Raw genomic sequence first — 17,927 nt, forward strand, 5'->3', positions numbered from 1 at the left:
GCAGGAACAAGTCTCCCCTCCACTGTGGCCGGTGCGCCAGCCGATTTTCGATGGCTTTGGCTCCTGTGGATAACGGGGCTGTCGCCTTGATAGACTCTCGGGAGCCTCAGACGAGGTTGATCCCCGGTTGGTCTTTCGGTAGGGCCCGCCTGACTTTGAATCAGGATTAGCGAAGCAGGTTCGACTCCTGCCCGGGGAGCCGCAAAGGAGCTTGACAAGGCAAAATCCCCGCTGGCTCCGACGAGGCGGGTCCGAGCGTTCTCACAGGTAGCGGCCCCGGCGATGCTCGAGGGCCTCCAACTCGGACTCAGGCAGCTCGAGGGATTCCACCACAGCCCGCACGAGCAGCCCCCACCCGGCATGCCCCGGGTCCGCGTCGACGAGTCGCACGCCGGCCCAGGCCGCAGCGTGGACCAGGCGGGGGCCGTGGGCGTCGTCGCTCCACTCTCCGGTGCGGAAGGGCCCGCCAGGTGACGGTGCCACCCGGGCGAACACGTCGGAGAGCCAGCCCTGCCCCTGGCGCAGCACGTTGACAGTGGCCAGCTCAGTCGTTCGGAACAGATCCCACCAGTCGCTGTCCTCGTCCACGAGCGCCACCAGTTCAGCGGGCTCCCCGTCGGCCACCAGTACCGACGAGATGGTCCATCCGTCGCGGGTGGTGCCTTCGGCGCTGGTCCAGATCGTGACCGGGGAGGGCATCAGGCCGCGGAGCCTGCGAACCGGGTCGCGCCGGTCTCGCGGTGGCAGGAACGGATGGTCACTGTGGATCGACATGGTTCCAGTGTTCCCCATGGGGCGGGGCCGGCCGCTGATGCCGGGCACGCCAGCGCGGCCTCGCCAGATCCCGAGCCGGCCTACAAGACGCTGAGCCACCTACCCCTTGCCGCCTAGAAAAACACCACGCCATGGGACTCGACCACAGCGTTCGGCTCACGAACGTGTGCGAACGTCCGCTAAGCTCCCGCAGGCCAAGAAGATTTCAAGCTGGTGTGGTTATTCCAGCTCTCAGGATCCTTGAGATGCAGTCGCGCCGGACAAGCGCGAACCCATGGCGCCCACCCGACGTGACAGTCCGCGGAACCGCTGTCTGCAGCCGTGCGTCGCCGCCCCAGCCAAGGAACCACCATGACCAAGAAACACGCACTTCTCACCCAGATCTTCATGACCTTCACAATGGCCGCCGCGATGTCCGGCGTCATGAGCCTCATCTTCATGGGCCCTTCGCTTGAATGGCTGGCCACATGGCCGACTGATTTCGTTATCGCGTGGCCCATCGCCTTCCTCTTCACCATGGTGGCCCGGCCGATGTCCGTGTCCCTGGCCGGGTCGGTGCTCCGTCGCCGGACGCTCGCGCCTGCCGCGGCGACGTCTGCCGAATCAGCTGCCTGAGAGTCTCACCTTGCGGGTGCCGAGGCTGCGCGGCACTGGCTGCCGCGCAGGGGCCCGCCGACGGCGGCGCTGATGTAGCAGATGTCCAAGAGCCCGGCGGTGAGAGGGAGGGCGCTCCAGGCGATCGAAGCCAGGCCGAGCGCACTTCCGCGGCCCGCGAGGCCGGCGGCCAGGGAGGCAGCGCCGGCGACCACCCTGAAAGCGCGGCCGCTGGGGCTGTTGACCCACCTGCCGAACCTCGACCTGTTGAAGGACTCCGCCATGGCGCTCATGCGCGCATCGTAGGCATCCCGGCATGCCGGGAGCAATGGCTCACGGCTGTGGACGTGCGGCCCACGGCGGTTCGGCGGCGGCCGGACCGGCGTGGATAGTGCGAGAGCTCCTGACTAAACGTCCAATATTGACCCTATGCTCGTATATAATAGCTCACATGAGCGACGTGGGGGATCTGGTGCAGCAGGGCATCGCAGCGCTCTGGCACGCCGCTGCCGCCCTGAGTGCTGACCCCGCGGTGTCTTCAACCAGGCGGTTGAGCCTGGTCGATCAGGTGGCACAGGCGAAGGCGCAGTTGGCCGGCCTGGAACTGCACCTGCTCCATGAGGCCCGGCTCGCCGCCGACGACGCGACGGTGGACGGGGCGAGGCAGTCGGTGCGCACCACCACGGCGCAGTCCACCGCGTCGCTGAAACTGGCCATGGATCTGGGGGAACGCTTTCCCCTGATCGCGGCGGCGTTGAACGACGGGGTCATTTCGCTGGCGCAGGCCGAGGCGATCGTCTCGGGGCTGCGGAAGTTGCCCGGCAGGCTGACCCGCGCAGACCTGGTGGAGTGCCAGAAGTCGGTCCTTGAACACGTCGACACCCTGGGGCCCGCCGAGTTGCGGGAGTTGGCGTCGCGGCTGGCCGAGGTGATCGATCCTGACCTGGCGGACGCCGACGAAGCGAAACGCCTGGCGGCCGAAGAGCGGGCCGCTCGCAGGGGAAGGTTCCTGCGCCTTTCGCCGGACTACCACGGCTCGATCCGGATCACCGGCCTGCTGCCCGTGGCGGATGCCGCCTTGCTGGCGGCGCAGCTGGAGGCGTTGCTGCCGTCGGCCTCCTCCTACGCGGATGCGGGCGAGACGCCCGGGCCGGATGTACGCCGCGCCGACGCCCTGGTGCTGCTGGTCCAGGCCGCGGCCGCGTCCGGCGAGCTTCCGGCCCATGGCGGAGACCGGCCGCGGGTCCACATCACCATGCACCTCGACACCCTGGCCTCCGGCCTCGGGACGGTCGGGTTGCCCGGCCTCGACGTCGACAGCATCACGGCTGGCGAGGCCCGCAGGATGGCGTGCGACGCGGGCGTGATCCCGATGGTGCTCGGCACCAGCTCCCAGCCCCTCGACGTCGGCCGCGAGCATCGGCTGTTCACCCCCGCCATCCGCGCCGCCCTTGTTCTCCGTGACGGGGGCTGCGCGTTCCCCCACTGCACCGCCAGCCCAGCTTCGTGTGAGGCGCACCACATCGTCCCCTGGTGGGCAGGCGGCGAGTCGTCGATCAACAACGCGGTGCTGTTGTGTCCGCACCACCACCGGCTGGTGGAGCCAGATCCGCAACAGTCAGCCGAATCGCAGTGGCAGGTCCACCTGGATCCGGTCACCGGGATGCCATGGTTCGCCCCACCCCGGCATGTCGACCCGGCCCGAAAACCCAGGCAACACCGAAGACACCTGCTGCGCGAACTCGTGGCCTCCGCCAAGGCATCACCCTGCACACCCGAGGCAGACGGAAACAACTACAGTCTGGATGAACTCCTCGAACGCAGCGCGACTATCTGGCACGCGGACGGCGGGAATGGTTCCGCGCCAAGCGGCACCGCGCCAGTACGAGTCGCCGCCCGGCCGAGAGGCCGGCCCCCAGTGGGAACCGGCCTCTCCTTCCGTCGACGATGACGGTGACCAACGCAACCGCCGATCAACGCAAACGCATCGAAATCAGTTCGCCCTGCGGAGGGTCGAAGAGGGCCTTGGTGGTGGCGTAGAGCGTCGATCCCTTGACTTCAACGTCAACCGCCATCGGGAGCGCCTCGTAGAGGCTCACCGCCCGGGTATCGGCATCGACCTGGTAGATGCCCTCGCCGAACAGGGACGCGATGTACAGGTTGCCGTCGCCGTCGAAAGCCAGACCTGTGGGGGTCATGAGGCCGTCGACGTAGAGCTCGTGGTGGCCACTGGCGACGTCAATGCGATGCACCGAGCCGCGGGCGCCGAGGCTCGGGTCTTCAGGTCCACCGGGAAGCAGGCCGACGTACAGCATGCCGTCGGGCCCGAACTCAAGATCGGTCGGCACCGCTTCGAAGGCGTACTCGAGGCCGGCGCAGGACGGCACTCCCAGCGTCTCCGCCGCTTCGGCCGTGATCTCCGCGGGTTGTGGGGGAAGGACTGCCACGGTGCTGATGCTGCCGGTCTTCAGGTTGATGGCCAGGACGGCATTCGCGCCGGCGTCTGCCACGTAGGCGGTGTTGCCGCGCACTGCGAGCGAGTAGGCGTGGGAGTCCACTTCGACGTCGGCGCCGGTGTAGCTGGCGGGGAATCCGACTTCTCCCAGCTCGGCGACACAGTCGGGACTTGCCACAGCGTCGGCAGGGGACAAGCCGTATTGAACGTCCGCATCGAGGTTGTTGTCCATCTCATACTGCGCGATCTGGTCCGTGATGGTGGTCACATTGCCCGCCGCGTCGATGGCCTTCAGGGTGCCCACCATGGGGCTCGGGTCGAATGGGCCTGCGCCCACGCTCTCCAGGAAGTACAAGGTGCTGCCGCGATAGTCCGCACCGCCCACCTCCCATCCGGGGGAGGAGTACACGGTGGTGGACTCACCCTTGCGGACAGTTGTCAGCATCCCGGCGAACGACTGTGAGATGGCCACAGTGCCGCCTGGGCCCACGGCGAGGTGGAGTGGTGTGATGAGCCCGTCCTGCAGGACAGTGGGGCCTGGGTCGGGCGGTGCCGCCTGGGACATGCCGGCGGGTACCAGTGCGAGGAGGGTGGCTGAGGCTAGAGCGACGCTGCGGAACTTCATGAGATCCCCTTTGGACGCAGAGCCGGCCGACGTGGCCGGTCGCATAAGGGCCAGCCTCATCTGAGGCGTGAGCCATGTCAATAGTTTTCATGCCTGGGAAACTGCGCTGACCATGATCCACGCGGCCAGTCGTCGCGCTTCGCTAGGGTTCAGATATGCGAGGGCGTAAAGACATCAAGAGCTGGCTGACGGACATGGACGGCGTGCTGGTGCACGAGAACGTCGCGCTGCCCGGAGCCATCGAACTCATCGAGCAGTGGAAGGCCGACGGCACCGAGTTCCTCGTCCTCACCAACAACTCGATCTTCACGCCCCGCGACCTCGCGGCCCGCCTCCGTGCCTCCGGCCTGGACGTTCCGGAGGAGCGGCTGTGGACGTCGGCGCTGGCTACGGCCGATTTCGTGTCCCAGCAGAAGCCCGGCGGCTCCGCCTACGTCATCGGCGAAGCAGGCATCATCACGGCACTGCACGAGCGCGGCTTCATCATGACGGACCGAAACCCGGATTTCGTGATCGTGGGGGAGACGCGCACCTACTCGTTCGAGCAGGTGACCACCGCCATCCGGCTGATCGCGGCAGGTGCCCGGTTCGTCGTCACCAATCCCGACGCCACGGGCCCGAGCCCGGATGGCATCATTCCGGCCACCGGCGCCATCGCGGCCCTGATGACCGAGGCCACCGGCCTGAAACCTTATGTCGTCGGCAAGCCGAACCCCATGATGTTCCGGTCGGCGCTGAACAAGATCGGCGCCCACTCGGAGGAGACGGGCATGATCGGCGACCGGATGGACACCGACATCGTCGCCGGCATGGAAGCCGGGCTGCACACGGTGCTGGTGCTGACGGGAATCGAGACCCGGGAGAGCCTGAAGATCCGGCCCTTCCGTCCCGTCGAGGTACTCGACGGGGTGCACGAGCTGGTCAGGGAGTACCGCGGCCCCGCGCATCAGGAGAGATGACCTCCTGCCTCACGAAAACGTGAGGAACCTGAGCCGGTGCGGCAATGCGCGGTAGTCATCGCAGCAATCTTCGAGCCGTTAGCTGGGCATGTGCCCGCCACTTCGGGCAGACAGCTTTCGCATAACAGCTCGAGGAGACCACCGTGGAACGCAAGAAGCTCAAGACCTCTCTCCGGATCACCGCCGCCGTCCTGATCGGCGCCTCCGCGCTCGCCGTCGGCGCCAACGGTATCTACGCCACCCTGAACGCCACTGCCGAAAACGTCGTGCCCCAGGAAGCCGCGTCGGGCACCCTCAGCCTCAGGCTGGGCGCGGGTGCGGATTCGGTCGGCTTCGCCGCCAACATCGAGAACCTGGCTCCCGGCGACGTGGCCAACCGCTACGTCGACCTGACCAATGACGGCTCGCTCGCGTCCACGGGCCTGAGCCTTGGGGTCACCGCCACCGGCACCGCGTCGCTCATCTCGGACGGAACCACCAGCAAGGCCGTGCGCGTCTCCATCACGTCGTGCTCGGTCGCCTGGAACGCCACCGACGGTACCTGCGCCGGGACGACGAAGACCGAGGTGGCCGCCGCGCCGCTGTCCGCTCTGACCGCGGCCAACTCCTTCGTTGGGACCACCGGGCTGGCAGTGGGAGGCGTCGCGCATCTCCAGGTTGGAGTCACCCTGCCGGAACAGAGCGAGACCACGGTCAACGGGCAGCTGCCAGCGGGCAGTGTCCAGGGCGGCGAGGTGGCACTGACCTACACCTTCAGCGAGACCCAGGCCACCGCTGGCACCACCCACCGCTGACCACTCACCGGAAGAGGATGAGGAGTAAGCCATGAGGCGCAGTCTGGCTGCGGCCACGCTCGTTCTGGCCATCCTCGTCGCCGTCCTGCCCGCAGCCTCCGCGTCCAGCCGCGCGGAGGCCCGGGTGGGGACGACCACCACCGCTGCGGCTTGGGGCGTAGCGGCGGTGGGGCGGGGCGCTGCGCCCACGGGCTCCCCCCTGATCCTCATCTGGACCAATCTCAAAGGCTTCCGCTACTCGTTCGTCGACCTGGTCAACGTCGGCACCGTCGAGGTGTCCGGAGCGAGCCTGCTGCTCGACTCGGTGGCGCTGTCCGGCGGAAACAACCCGAGCCCACAGCTCACCTTCGACGCCTGCGTAGGCGCGGACTGGAACCCGGCCACCGTCACCTGCTCCGGTGAGGTGGTGCACCTCGGGATGAGCGCGGGAGGGATCATCGACGCGAGGGTTGTCATGGCCGCAGGAGCGCGGATCAGTCTCCGCGTTCTGCACTCGGCCAACCCGAACCAGTTCCGGTCCACCCTGCAGGTGGCCGTCTCGCGAGGCCAGGTTCGCGACGCCACCACCACCAACAGCTGACCGAAAGGCGCTCGACAGATGACCGATCACGCAGTCGCCCAACCTGCTGCCGTCCGTGCCGGCCGGTGCCGTCGGCTCCGAGCCGTCGTTGGCTGGTCCATGGTCACGGCAGTGGTCCTCTGCTGCGTGGCGCTGGCCGTCGTCACGAACATGGGCAACTACCACCTCACCCGGGTGCTCTCGAACAGCATGGCGCCCGCCTTCTCTGTTGGCGACCATGTCATCGTCCAGGACCGTCCGGCCGCCGAACTGGCCGCGGGTCAGATCATCGTGTTGCCGCAGCCGGGCAGCAGCAACCTGTTCATCCACCGGATCCTCACCGTTGAGCACGGCGGAGAGGGACCCATCGTCACCACGCAGGGCGACAACAATCCGGCCCCCGATGCGTGGACGCTGCGCGTGACCTCGCCCACCGTTCCGGTGTTCGTGGCGGCCCTCCCCACCCACGGCCTGCCGTTGCCGACGCTGCCCGCAGCCACCTCGCAGGTGCTCCTCGCACTGGGGCTGGCCGCGCTGTCTCTCCTCCTTCTCCTACCCGGCCGCACCGACCGCAGCGCCCGCTCCGGAGGAGACCCCGCTCACCCGTAGCCCGAGTGTCAATCGCCTCCCACTACTGCCATAATCGCGGTGGGGAGAGGGGGAGCGACCGTGAGGGCGTCGTTCAGTGGCGGTGAGACCGCCGACATCGATCAATTCGTCGCGGAGCGTCGTGAGCGCGTCGCCACCACAGCGATCAGTGAACTGCGCGCCGCCAAAGCGGACGAACTTCCCGCGCTGCTGCACCGGCTCGCCGGGAAACTCGATTCCTTCGGACTTCCGACAGCCGGCGAGGCAGTGCGGGAGCTCCTCGGCGACTTACCGGGCGAGGCCTCTGAACTGAGCCGCCGGGCACACCGGATCGCAGCTCTGCTCAGCTGTGAGGTGGCTTCGTGACCCAGCCGCTCATTCTCGTCGTTGAGGACGACCCGGATCTGCGGGAGCTCATGATGGTGAGTCTCACCAACTCCGGCTACCGCACTGTTGCCGCGTCGGACGGTGACCGCGCCCTCGAGCGGTTCCACGCCTCGGCGCCGGATCTGGTGCTGCTCGACATCGCGCTCGGCCCGCACTCCATCGACGGACTCGAGGTATGTCGCCGGATCCGTCGGGACAGCGACGTACCGGTGGTCTTCCTCACCACGCACAGCGACGCTGTCGACCAGATCGTCGGCTTCTCGTCAGGTGCCGACGACTACGTCACCAAGCCCGTCAATCACCGGCTGCTGCTGGCACGCATCGCGGCGATCCTGCGCCGCGTCCACGGCGCGTCCCGCTCGTCGGACCCCACCGAGCTGGTCGCCAACGGCATCGCCCTGGACTTGGTCGCACGCACCGTCATGGTCAACGGCACCCTCGTGGATCTGACGCGTATCCAGTTCGACCTGCTGGTGCCGCTGGTGGAGGATCCTCGACGCGTGGTGACACGCGACCAACTCGTCGGGCGCGTGTGGGGCGAGTGGTACGGTACCGACCACCACCTCGACGTTCATCTGTCCCGGCTGCGCCAGCGCATCATCGACGCCGGCGGACCACGCGTAGCCCACGCGGTCAGAGGGGTGGGCTACCGCCTGACCAGCTGAGGAGAAGCGATGTCGCCAACCGTCCTTGTCGTCGAGGACGACGCAGACGTTCGATCATTGATCGCGTTCGCCCTCGGGCTCGACGAATCCTGGCGTGTGCTGACGGCGGACTCAGTTGCAGCCGCTTTGGCGGTCCTGGAATCGGACGGGGAGATAGACATCGTGCTGACCGACGGCCAGTTGGGCGACGGCACGTCCGAGACCGTGCGGGCGGCTGCCGCTCCGCGCCCGGTGGTGCTCCTGAGCGCGTGGGCCGACGGCCCATCGGCCAATAGAGTTCCGGAAACCGGGTATGCGGTCAGGATCGCGAAACCGTTCGACCCCATGACCCTGTCCGCGGCCTTGTCCTCGGCCCTGGCTGCCCGCGGCCAGCATCCGGACGAGGAGTAGCCGGAGGTGAGCACCACCGAGAGCCTCCTCACCGCCGCCCTCGACGGGCTCATCGACCTGCATGTGCTCGCCGAACCCGTGCGTGACGCAGACGACAGCATCGCCGACTTCGTGGTGCTCCTGGTCAACCAGACAGCTCTCGACGCCTGGGGGGTGGCGCGCGAGGACGTGCTCGGCGTCGGCCTGCTCGAGATTCTCCCCGGTCTCCGGGACGCCGGCATCTTCGGGCATCTCGTCACAACCTCGCGGACGGGCGAGCCAACCGTGTTGGTGGAGCAGGAATACGCCAGCGAGATGCTGGGCAGCGTCGCCTACTTCGACGTGCGTGCCACCAGGGCCTCGGGCGACCTCGTCAGCATCAGCTGGGCGGATGTCACCGCACGGCACCTCGCCTCTGTCGCCGCGGACGAAGCCAGGGAACGCTACCGGCTGCTCGCCGAGAATGCCTCCGACGTGGTGTTGTGCACCACGGAATGGGCGTTGGAATGGGTCTCGCCCTCGGTCGAAGCGATCCTGGGCTGGCGGTCGGAGCAACTGCTCGGGTCGAGTCCGCAGTACCTGATGCACCCCGACGACGCAGCCATGGTGTGGTCGGCGAGAGCCCCGCGCGCGGCGGGTCCGCAACGCACGGAAGCCCGCGTCCGATGCGCCGATGGCAGCTACCGTTGGATGGATGTGCGTTTCAACCTGGCCGGTTCGCAGGCCTCGGGACAGGCACTGTGGGCGGTGTCCTGCCGCGACATCGATGCCGAGGTGGCGGTTCGTGCCCACCTGCGTGACGAACGCGCGATGTTCGAGGCGATCAAAGAGTCTGTTACTGACGCCTTCGCCACCGTTGACCGCTTCGGGACCGTGATCGCCTGGAACGGGGCCGCCGTGGACATGTTCGGCTATGGGGAGCACGAGGCGCTCGGCCAGAGCTACCGGCTGTTCATGCCGGAGATGTATTGGGCCGTCGTCGAGCGCTGGCTCGGGGACGTCGACGGCAGGGAACTGCGAGAGGCGGCGTCCCGCACCCACCGGGTGCGCCTGCTTCACCGCGACGGCACGACGTTCCCAGGCGAATACTCCATGGCGGTGTGGAGCCGAGGGGACGCCCGCCACGTCACCGTGATTCTCCGTGACGTCACGCGCCAGCAGACTGTCCTGGACAACCTCGAGTACAGCCGCCAAGAGCTGGCCGAGGCCCAGCGGCTCGCCAACGCCGGCAGTTGGACCTACCACCCTCGGATCGGCCGCTTCGAATGGTCCGACGAGCTGCGTCGCATCTACCGGCTGCCGGTCACGGGCCAAACCACCACGATGGAGGAGTTGACCGACCCGATCGTCGAGGCCCAACGGCAACGGGTGATCACCGCCATCGAATCCGCGCTCGCCGGCGGCGTGGAGGCGGACGTGGAGTTCGACCTCCGCTGCGCCGACGGTGAACTCAAGCGTCTCCGCGGGCGGGTCGCCACGGCGACCGACCCTCGGGATGGCAGCCTGCGGGTACGCGGCAGCGCCGTCGACATCACGGGAGCCCACCGGGCCGCAGAGGCCCGCGTGCGCCGCACCGCACGCCATGCCGACTACCTGGCCCGGGTGGAACACACCCTGCGCACCCATCTGTCCGTGGTGGAGGGGTGGTCCGGCATCCTCGAGAAGACGTTCGACGACCTGCCGCCGACTGTCCGCGACGAGGCGATCGGGGCGATCCGCCGCAACGCCACGTCTCTGGTGGCCCAAGTCAAGGGCCTGATGAACGAATCGGCCTTCCTCGCTCAGGCCGACGTCATGGAAGTGGGCCCGGTGGACGTGGCCATCGTCGCCGCCGCAGTGGCTGCCGACTACCGTGGCCTGGCGGAGGGCCGCCGCCTGGAGGTGTCGCCCACGTCGGGGGTGGTGGCGACCGCCTCGGCCGAGGGCCTCGACACCATCGTGCGGCACCTAGTGGAGAACTCGGTCCACCACGCAGGAGAAGGCGGCTCAGTGGAGGTCCTCACGCGGTCGCTTCCCGGCCGCACTGTGGAGATCGTGGTGCGCAACGACGGCGCCCCCATCCCGGAGGGGGTCGAACTGTTCGCGGCGTTTGCGAAGGGTAGGAGCTCGGGTGGCAACGGACTGGGGCTGCACGTCGTGTCCACGTTGGTGGAGGCCATGGGCGGCCGGGTGACCGGCGGCAACCGCACCGACGGGGCCGGCGCCCAGTTCGTCGTCGCGCTTCCCGCGGCGATGGAGGCTCAGCGCTAGCAGCCGCCATCCAGTCGGTGCAGCAGCGCCTCCAATTCGAGCCTCAGCTGGACCGTGCGGCCTCTCACCACCTGGGCCGCACGTTGCCGCAGGGCGGCGTCGATCTCTCTGTCAGCCAGCAGTTCGAGCCAACCCTCGATGACGCTGAAGTGCGTGGCGATGAGATGTTGCTGTTCCCTGACGTGGGCGGCGGTGAGGCCACTGCTCCTCGCAGTGTCAGGTCTGGCTGGAACGGTGGCTGTCACCCCATCATCATCCCGGCCCACCCCTGTCACCCCGTCCCTTTTTCCTCTCTGCAGCCTCACAATGTGGGCGATCTCGCGATTCCGGAGTGGCGAGTGACTGGACGGTCAACGGCACGACGACGGCAGCCGCCATCGTGGCGTCCTGAGCGTCCATACCCGATCGAGGGCTCTGTAGATCACCGCGGAGCGCCCGTCGTTTCGTGTCGTGCCATGCGTCCGGGCTGGTAGTTTCTGGGGTGAGCCCCCTGGCCGTCGTCGAAGGGAAATTCTGGTGTCCAACACTGACAACGAGCTCGCGCAGGTCGCGGCGGTCATCGTGCTCGCCGCGGGTGGCGGGACGCGGATGAAGTCCAAGACCTCCAAACTCCTCCACGAAGTGGCCGGCAAACCCATGCTGAGCTTCGCGGTGTCGGCCGCGGCCGCGCTGGACCCGGAGCGACTCGTCGTGGTCGTCGGGCATCAGCGCGAAGAGGTGGTGGCCCATCTGGAGCAGCTGTCCGAGCAGCTCACCACCGCCGTTCAGGAGGAACAGCTCGGCACCGGGCATGCCGTGGAGTGCGGGCTCGCCGGCCTCGGCGACATCAAGGGCGACGTCGTCGTCACCTACGCTGACGTGCCGATGCTGGCCGGCGACACGCTGCGGCAACTCGTCGCTGTCCACCGTGGCCGCCGCAACGCCGTCACCGTCATGACCTCGCGCGTCGAGGATCCCACGGGCTACGGACGCATCATCCGCGAGGACGACGAGGTCACCGGCATCGTCGAGGACCGCGACGCCACGGAGGAACAGCGCGCCATCACGGAGATCAACTCCGGTATCTACGTCTTCGACGCGGCCAGCCTCCGCGAGGGCCTGGCATCGCTCAAGACCGACAACAACCAGGGCGAGCGCTACCTCACGGACGTCGTGAAGTTCTGTCACGAGCGGTCGCAGCGGGTCGGCGCCCACCTCGTCGACGACGTCTGGCAGACCGAGGGCGTCAACGACCGCATCCAGCTGGCCCGCATCAACCAGGAGATGCAGCGCCGCATCCGGGACTCGTGGATGCTCAAGGGCGTCACCATGATCGACCCGGCGTCCACCTTCATCGACGTCGACGTGGACCTCGCGCCCGACGTGCTGCTCCACCCCGGCGTCATCCTGATGGGTGCCACCACCATCGGCGAGGGCGCCATCATCGGCCCCGACAGCAGCCTGATGGACGTCGAGGTGGGCCCCGGCGCGGAAGTGATCCGCACGCACGGATCGTTCGCCGTGATCGGTGAGGGCGCCACCGTGGGGCCCTTCGCCTACCTCCGGCCCGGCACGATCCTGGGCGACGACGGCAAGATCGGCAGCTTCGTCGAGACCAAGAACGCGCAGATCGGGGCCGGGACCAAGATCCCGCACCTGTCCTACGTGGGCGACGCCATCGTCGACGAAGGGGCCAACATCGGGGCCGGCACGATCTTCGCCAACTACGACGGCGTCCACAAGTCCACCACCCACGTCGGCAAGGCCGCCTTCGTCGGATCGAACTCCGTCCTGGTGGCACCCGTCGACGTCGGCGCTGGCGCGCTGGTGGCCGCTGGGTCTACGATCACGGACGACGTGCCTGCGGGCGCGTTGGGCGTGGCCCGGGGGAGGCAACGCAACGTCGAGGGCTGGATGACCCGCGGTCGTCCGGATTCCAAGCAGGCCGCAGCAGCGGCTGAAAGCGACGGCACCATCCATCCGGCAGTGATCGAGTCCCGAGAAAAGAAGGCCTGAGCCACATGTCCCACCAGATCGCCAAGAACGACAAGCACCTGATGCTGTTCAGCGGGCGCGCCTACCCCGAGCTCGCTGAGGAGGTGGCGAACCTGATGGGCTGCCCGCTGGTGCCAACCCGCGCTCTGACCTACGCCAACTCCGAGATCTACGTCCGGTTCGAAGAGTCCGTCCGTGGCTGCGACGCGTTCGTCATCCAGTCGCACACCGCTCCGGTCAACGAGTGGATCATGGAGCAGCTCATCATGGTGGACGCGCTCAAGCGGGCCTCGGCCAAGCGCATCACCGTGGTGGCCCCGTTCTACCCCTACGCCCGCCAGGACAAGAAGCACCTGGGCCGCGAGCCCATCTCCGCGCGCCTCGTGGCAGACCTGTACAAGGCCGCCGGCGCGGACCGCATCATGTCGGTGGACCTGCACGCCGCCCAGATCCAGGGCTTCTTCGACGGCCCGGTGGACCACCTCTGGGGTCTGCCCGTGCTCAGCGAGTACGTCCAGGAGAAGTACGACACCTCCGAGATGGCCATCGTGTCTCCCGACGCCGGCCGCGTCCGCCTGGCTGACCTGTGGACCGACTACCTCGGTTGCTCGCTGGCTATCATCCACAAGCGCCGCGACCCCAACAAGGCCAACACCGTCGCCGTGCACGAGGTCGTCGGCGACGTGGAAGGCAAGATCTGCCTCCTCGTGGACGACATGATCGACACCGCCGGCACCATCGCACAAGCTGCCCAGGCGCTGAAGGAACGCGGTGCCAAGCAGGTCATCGCGGCGGCCACGCACGCCGTGTTCTCCGGCCCCGCCGCCCAGCGCCTCAACGCCTCCGGCATCGACGAGATCATCGTGACCAACACGCTGCCCCTCCGCACCCCGGAGCCCATCGCGAACCTCACCGTGTTGTCCATCGCCCCGCTGATCGCCAAGGCGATCGACGCGGTGTTCCTCGACGGCTCCGTCACATCGCTCTTCGGTGGCCAGGCCTGAGGTCCTCCCGTTGCGTTGTGAAGGGTACGTCCCGGTTCAGCGGCTCAGAGTGAGGGGCGACGGCTCCGGGAGTGACGCCAGCGCCACGGCGAGCCGCTCGGCGTAGGTGCCGCGAGGTGCCAGGACGGCTGGGGCGCCTGCCGGTCAGGTCATCGGGGTCCGTGACGGGGGGCGCGGTGTAGAAGACCTGCGCGCCGGCGCCGGGGCCTCCGTCGAGCCGGATGCGGTGGGTGAGCACGGCCAGGTTGGCGAACCGCTTGGCGGCCTCCGCTGAATGGTCACAGTGATCGACTGCGAGGTGGAGGCGACAGTGAACGGCCAACTCCACCAGCCAGGCGAAAGGAACTTCCGTCAGGCAGCGGTCCAGAACCACGGAGCCGGATAACGACGACTCCTGGCAGCTCAGGCTGATGTCTGTCGCGCCACTGGAGGCGAGCCAACGCAGGATCGCTGCGTGTTTCTTTCTGGCATTACCTGTCCTTTCGGCCGTTGATTGACCCTATCCCGTTTTCATCCAGGCCGGGTGAACCGTCCTTGAGTTAGCACTATGGGCCCGGACGGGACGAAATAGACTCCATCTCTCACGAAAACACGAAAGATTGTTACACGCCCACCGCGCACCCTCGGCTGCCTCGGGGTCTTCCACGACCCTGGTCTGACCGGGGCCTCATACCTGCGACGTGCGAGGCGGGACGGGGTGGATTCCCCGGGTGCGGCGGCCTCAATAGGTTGGTCGGCGAAACCTCTGGAAGGACACCCCATGACGCAATCCCAGCGCGCCTCGCATCCTGCGTGCGGCGCCCACCACCTCACGAAGGTCTACGGTTCCGACGACCGGCAAGTCGTCGCGGTCAACGACGTCTCGGTGAGCATCGAGCCCGGTTCCTTCACCGCCATCATGGGTCCGTCCGGCTCCGGCAAGTCCACCCTCATGCACTGCATGGCGGGCCTCGACCGTCCGACGTCCGGCTCGGTGTTCGTCGGCACCGACGACCTGGCGCGGCTGCCGGAGAAGAGCGTGACGCGCATCCGTCGCGACAAGGTGGGCTTCGTCTTCCAGAGCTTCAACCTCCTGCCCACCCTCACCGCCGAGCAGAACATCCTGCTGCCGCTCGAACTGGCCGGCAAGAGGGTGGACCGCCCGTTCTTCCAGCAGGTCGTCGCGTCGTTGGGCCTCGGCGACCGCCTCACCCACCGCCCATCGCAGCTCTCCGGCGGCCAGCAGCAGCGCGTCGCCATCGCGCGCGCCATGGTGACCCGCCCCGAGGTGATCTTCGCCGATGAACCCACCGGCGCACTGGACCTGAAGACCGGTACCGCGCTGCTCGAATACCTGCAGCTCTGCTCGCAGGAGCACGGGCAGACCATCATCATGGTCACCCATGATGCGCGCGCCGCCTCGTACGCCGACCGGGCGCTGATGCTGCTCGACGGCCGCATCGTCGCCGACATCGCCCAGCCCACCGCCGAGGGCGTCAGCTCCTTCCTGCAGCAGGCGGTGGCCTGATGTGGCGTCAAGCCGTCTCTGAACTGAGGCTTCATCCCGGCCGGTTCGTGGCCACCCTCATCGCCATCGCCATCAGCGTGGGCTTCATCGCGGCCATCTCCGTCTTCGTCAACTCCGAGCAGACGGCGCTGGGTAAGTCCACCACCATGCCGCTGGCCAACGCGGACCTCTTCGTCACGACGCTGGGCCTCGAACTGCCCGAGCTCGTCGACACCCTCGAGGGGGTCGACGAGGTGCGCGCCGTCCACGAGGTGCCGTTCGGCCAGTCCACCATCCTCAACTTCGGCGACAGGTCAGAGGTGAGCATGCTGTACAGCGTGCCGCCGGCAGACCTCCAGTGGTCTGAACTGGTCGACGGCAGGTGGCCCACCTCTGAGCAGGAGATCGTGCTGTCGCGCGCCGGCCTCGATTCGCTGGGCGCCGACATCGGTGACTCGGTCTCGCCGGACCACGATTCCGCCACCGCCTTCACCATCGTCGGCGCGACCGACGACCCCGCCTCCCTGTGGTCCACCGTCGGCTACCTGCAGTTCGGCCCGGAGTACGTGAGCACCGATTACGCACTGGTCCTCGACGACCGGGCCTCCGCCGCCGACGCCTTCGACGGCGTCTCCGAGGCCGCGGCCTCCCTGGACCCCGACATCACCGTGCGGACGGCGGACGCCGAGCGGCAGACGCAGCTCGACGACCTCACGAACCAGTTCGACATCTTCACGTACCTGCTGCAGACCTTCGGCGTCGTCGCGCTGCTCGTGGGCATGATCACCATCGCCAACACCTTCGCCATCCTCGTGGCGCAGCGCCGTCGGCAGGTAGGCCTGCTGCGGGCCGTGGGCGCCTCGCCGGGTCAGGTGATGGGACGCATCGTCGTGGAGTCGTTGCTGCTGGGTGTCGTCGGCTCGGTCCTGGGCATCGCGCTCGGCTTCGGCGTGGCCCTGATCGGCGGCTCCATCACGGGTTCGCTCTACTGGGGCCTCGACGTGCGCTGGGGCGAGTTGCTCATCGCGCTGCTCGCAGGCGTCGCCGCCACCATGATCTCGGCCATCGCGCCCGCCATCGTGGCGTCGAGGGTGAAACCGCTCGAGGCGCTGCAGGCTGTGCCGACCGAAGCCCAGGCACGGCGGGCCGGCCTCATCCGGACCATCCTCGTGGCCCTCACCGCGGCCATCGGCGTCTTCCTCGTCGTGATGAGCCGCATCAACACCGAATGGAGCGTGTTGTGGGCCGTGGGTGCAGGCGCGTTCCTGACGGTCGCGGTGCTCGCGGCGGCCCCGTTCTTCGTCCCGCCGCTGCTGAAGCTGCTGGGCGCCGTCTTCGGCAGGACGGGTCCGACGGCCAGACTCGCCTTCACCAACGCCGCCCGCAACCCCAAGCGCGCCGCGGCGACGGCCACCGCGCTGATGCTCGCCGTCGGGCTCATCGTGACGCTGCAGGTGGCGCTGGCGACGGCCCGCACCTCCGGCACGGAATCCATCCACGCCACGTACCCCGTCGACTTCACCGTCTCGTTCGCCGACGATGAGGTGCCGGCCGACCTCATCGAACGGCTCGAGGGCATGGAGGGTGTCGCGGGTGTGCGGACCCTGCCGGCGAAACAGTTGGACAACGACGTGGTGGCCTTCGATCGCAACGGCCTGCTGCGGGAACTCGGCAAGCGCATCGCCGAGGACGCCCATCCGCAGGACGGCGAGGTGGTCGTCTCGGAGGGGAGCCTGCTCGCCCAGGGCCAGGACACGGTGACCCTGCCCGGTGCCAACGGCGACGTGACGCTGAAGGTGGTTACGGGCGCCGGCCTCGAGTATTACCAGGCCTCGGTGAGCACGGCCACGCTGGAGCAACTGGCCGGCGACCCCGTGGAGCGCGAGATCTGGATCACCTTGAAGGACCGCGGCGACCTGCAGGCCATCAACCAGGTGATCAAGGTCCTGGAGACGGTGCCCGACGCCTTCTTCGGCGCGTCCGGAGCTGGCGCGATCCTGGTGCTCAACCAGGTGCTCGACGTCATGCTGATCGTGCTGACGGGCCTGTTGGGCGTGGCGATGATCATCGCCCTGGTGGGCGTCAGCAACACGCTGGGCCTGTCGGTGATCGAGCGGCAGCGCGAGTCCGCGCTGCTCCGCGCCCTCGGCATGCAGCGCTCCGGCCTGCGCTGGATGCTGCTGGTGGAGGCCCTCGCCCTCGTCGGGGTGGGGGTGCTCATCGGGCTCGTGGCCGGCATGTTCTTCGGCTGGTTGGGGGTGTCGTCGACGCTCCTGATGATGCCGGGCGAGAACGTCCAGCTGCACTTCTCGATCGACGCGCTGTACACCGCCGGGCTCATCGCCGTCTGTCTGGTGGCGGCCGTCCTGGCCTCGCTGCTGCCCGGTCAGAAGGCGGCCGGCGCGTCCCCGACGGAGGCGCTGGCCGCCGACTGAGGTGCCTCT

General features: G+C 68.0%; 18 protein-coding genes and 1 tRNA gene. 15 read left to right on the forward strand and 4 right to left on the reverse strand.

Annotated elements, in window-relative coordinates:
* Nucleotides 1-120 precede the first annotated feature (120 nt).
* Nucleotides 121-199 (forward strand) — tRNA-Gln (locus J7D54_RS03015).
* Between the two features lie 62 nt (nt 200-261).
* Here the strand turns inward: J7D54_RS03015 and J7D54_RS03020 are convergent.
* The gene (locus J7D54_RS03020) at nt 262-774 is read right to left on the reverse strand and encodes a flavin reductase family protein (RefSeq protein WP_182762241.1); all 513 of its coding nucleotides are present in this window, start codon (nt 772-774) and stop codon (nt 262-264) included.
* A gap of 351 nt (nt 775-1,125) precedes the next feature.
* On the opposite strand from J7D54_RS03020, the gene J7D54_RS03025 reads away from it, so the two are divergent.
* Nucleotides 1,126-1,389: a DUF2798 domain-containing protein gene (locus tag J7D54_RS03025; RefSeq protein WP_182762239.1), complete on the forward strand. Its 264-nt coding sequence runs from the start codon at nt 1,126-1,128 to the stop codon at nt 1,387-1,389.
* Nucleotides 1,390-1,394: 5 nt separating this feature from the next.
* On the opposite strand, the gene J7D54_RS03030 is transcribed toward J7D54_RS03025, so the two are convergent.
* Nucleotides 1,395-1,661, reverse strand: a complete 267-nt coding sequence (locus tag J7D54_RS03030; RefSeq protein ID WP_182762237.1) for a hypothetical protein — start codon at nt 1,659-1,661, stop codon at nt 1,395-1,397.
* 158 nt (nt 1,662-1,819) lie between these two features.
* On the opposite strand from J7D54_RS03030, the gene J7D54_RS03035 reads away from it, so the two are divergent.
* Nucleotides 1,820-3,319 (forward strand): HNH endonuclease signature motif containing protein, encoded by a 1,500-nt coding sequence (locus tag J7D54_RS03035; RefSeq protein WP_182762235.1) that lies wholly within the window; start codon nt 1,820-1,822, stop codon nt 3,317-3,319.
* A gap of 22 nt (nt 3,320-3,341) precedes the next feature.
* On the opposite strand, the gene J7D54_RS03040 is transcribed toward J7D54_RS03035, so the two are convergent.
* Nucleotides 3,342-4,448, reverse strand: coding sequence for a ScyD/ScyE family protein (locus tag J7D54_RS03040; protein ID WP_182762233.1), 1,107 nt, complete (start codon nt 4,446-4,448; stop codon nt 3,342-3,344).
* Between the two features lie 155 nt (nt 4,449-4,603).
* On the opposite strand from J7D54_RS03040, the gene J7D54_RS03045 reads away from it, so the two are divergent.
* The 8 genes from J7D54_RS03045 (at nt 4,604) to J7D54_RS03080 (ending at nt 11,019) form a co-directional block, all read left to right on the forward strand.
* A complete protein-coding gene (locus J7D54_RS03045; RefSeq protein ID WP_182762232.1) occupies nt 4,604-5,407 on the forward strand; it encodes an HAD-IIA family hydrolase in 804 nt (267 codons plus the stop codon).
* Between the two features lie 143 nt (nt 5,408-5,550).
* Nucleotides 5,551-6,201 carry a TasA family protein gene (locus J7D54_RS03050; RefSeq protein WP_182762230.1) on the forward strand — a complete coding sequence of 217 codons (651 nt, stop codon included), beginning with the start codon at nt 5,551-5,553 and terminating at the stop codon, nt 6,199-6,201.
* A gap of 31 nt (nt 6,202-6,232) precedes the next feature.
* Nucleotides 6,233-6,781 (forward strand): hypothetical protein, encoded by a 549-nt coding sequence (locus tag J7D54_RS03055; protein ID WP_182762228.1) that lies wholly within the window; start codon nt 6,233-6,235, stop codon nt 6,779-6,781.
* Between the two features lie 18 nt (nt 6,782-6,799).
* Nucleotides 6,800-7,369 carry a signal peptidase I gene (locus J7D54_RS03060; protein ID WP_182762226.1) on the forward strand — a complete coding sequence of 190 codons (570 nt, stop codon included), beginning with the start codon at nt 6,800-6,802 and terminating at the stop codon, nt 7,367-7,369.
* Between the two features lie 60 nt (nt 7,370-7,429).
* Entirely contained in the window at nt 7,430-7,714 is a 285-nt protein-coding gene (locus J7D54_RS03065) for a hypothetical protein (protein ID WP_182762224.1), read from the forward strand.
* Entirely contained in the window at nt 7,711-8,400 is a 690-nt protein-coding gene (locus J7D54_RS03070) for a response regulator transcription factor (RefSeq protein ID WP_182762222.1), read from the forward strand. The genes J7D54_RS03065 and J7D54_RS03070 overlap by 4 nt, the downstream gene beginning before the upstream one ends.
* A gap of 9 nt (nt 8,401-8,409) precedes the next feature.
* Nucleotides 8,410-8,790: a response regulator gene (locus J7D54_RS03075; protein ID WP_182762220.1), complete on the forward strand. Its 381-nt coding sequence runs from the start codon at nt 8,410-8,412 to the stop codon at nt 8,788-8,790.
* A gap of 6 nt (nt 8,791-8,796) precedes the next feature.
* Nucleotides 8,797-11,019 carry a PAS domain S-box protein gene (locus J7D54_RS03080; protein ID WP_182762218.1) on the forward strand — a complete coding sequence of 741 codons (2,223 nt, stop codon included), beginning with the start codon at nt 8,797-8,799 and terminating at the stop codon, nt 11,017-11,019.
* Here J7D54_RS03080 and J7D54_RS03085 read toward each other — a convergent pair.
* Nucleotides 11,016-11,264: a hypothetical protein gene (locus J7D54_RS03085; RefSeq protein WP_182762216.1), complete on the reverse strand. Its 249-nt coding sequence runs from the start codon at nt 11,262-11,264 to the stop codon at nt 11,016-11,018. The genes J7D54_RS03080 and J7D54_RS03085 overlap by 4 nt on opposite strands.
* Nucleotides 11,265-11,535: 271 nt before the next feature.
* Here J7D54_RS03085 and glmU point away from each other — a divergent pair, with 271 nt between their 5' ends.
* The 4 genes from glmU (at nt 11,536) to J7D54_RS03105 (ending at nt 17,918) form a co-directional block, all read left to right on the forward strand.
* Nucleotides 11,536-13,014: a bifunctional UDP-N-acetylglucosamine diphosphorylase/glucosamine-1-phosphate N-acetyltransferase GlmU gene (gene glmU / locus J7D54_RS03090; protein WP_182762215.1), complete on the forward strand. Its 1,479-nt coding sequence runs from the start codon at nt 11,536-11,538 to the stop codon at nt 13,012-13,014.
* Nucleotides 13,015-13,019: 5 nt separating this feature from the next.
* Nucleotides 13,020-13,997: a ribose-phosphate diphosphokinase gene (locus J7D54_RS03095; protein ID WP_076060027.1), complete on the forward strand. Its 978-nt coding sequence runs from the start codon at nt 13,020-13,022 to the stop codon at nt 13,995-13,997.
* 760 nt (nt 13,998-14,757) lie between these two features.
* Nucleotides 14,758-15,504 carry an ABC transporter ATP-binding protein gene (locus J7D54_RS03100; RefSeq protein ID WP_182762213.1) on the forward strand — a complete coding sequence of 249 codons (747 nt, stop codon included), beginning with the start codon at nt 14,758-14,760 and terminating at the stop codon, nt 15,502-15,504.
* Nucleotides 15,504-17,918 (forward strand): ABC transporter permease, encoded by a 2,415-nt coding sequence (locus J7D54_RS03105; protein ID WP_182762212.1) that lies wholly within the window; start codon nt 15,504-15,506, stop codon nt 17,916-17,918. The genes J7D54_RS03100 and J7D54_RS03105 overlap by 1 nt, the downstream gene beginning before the upstream one ends.
* The last annotated feature ends 9 nt before the right edge of the window (nt 17,919-17,927 follow it).

The sequence above is a fragment of the Tessaracoccus sp. MC1865 genome (assembly GCF_017815535.1).
GTDB lineage: Bacteria > Actinomycetota > Actinomycetes > Propionibacteriales > Propionibacteriaceae > Arachnia.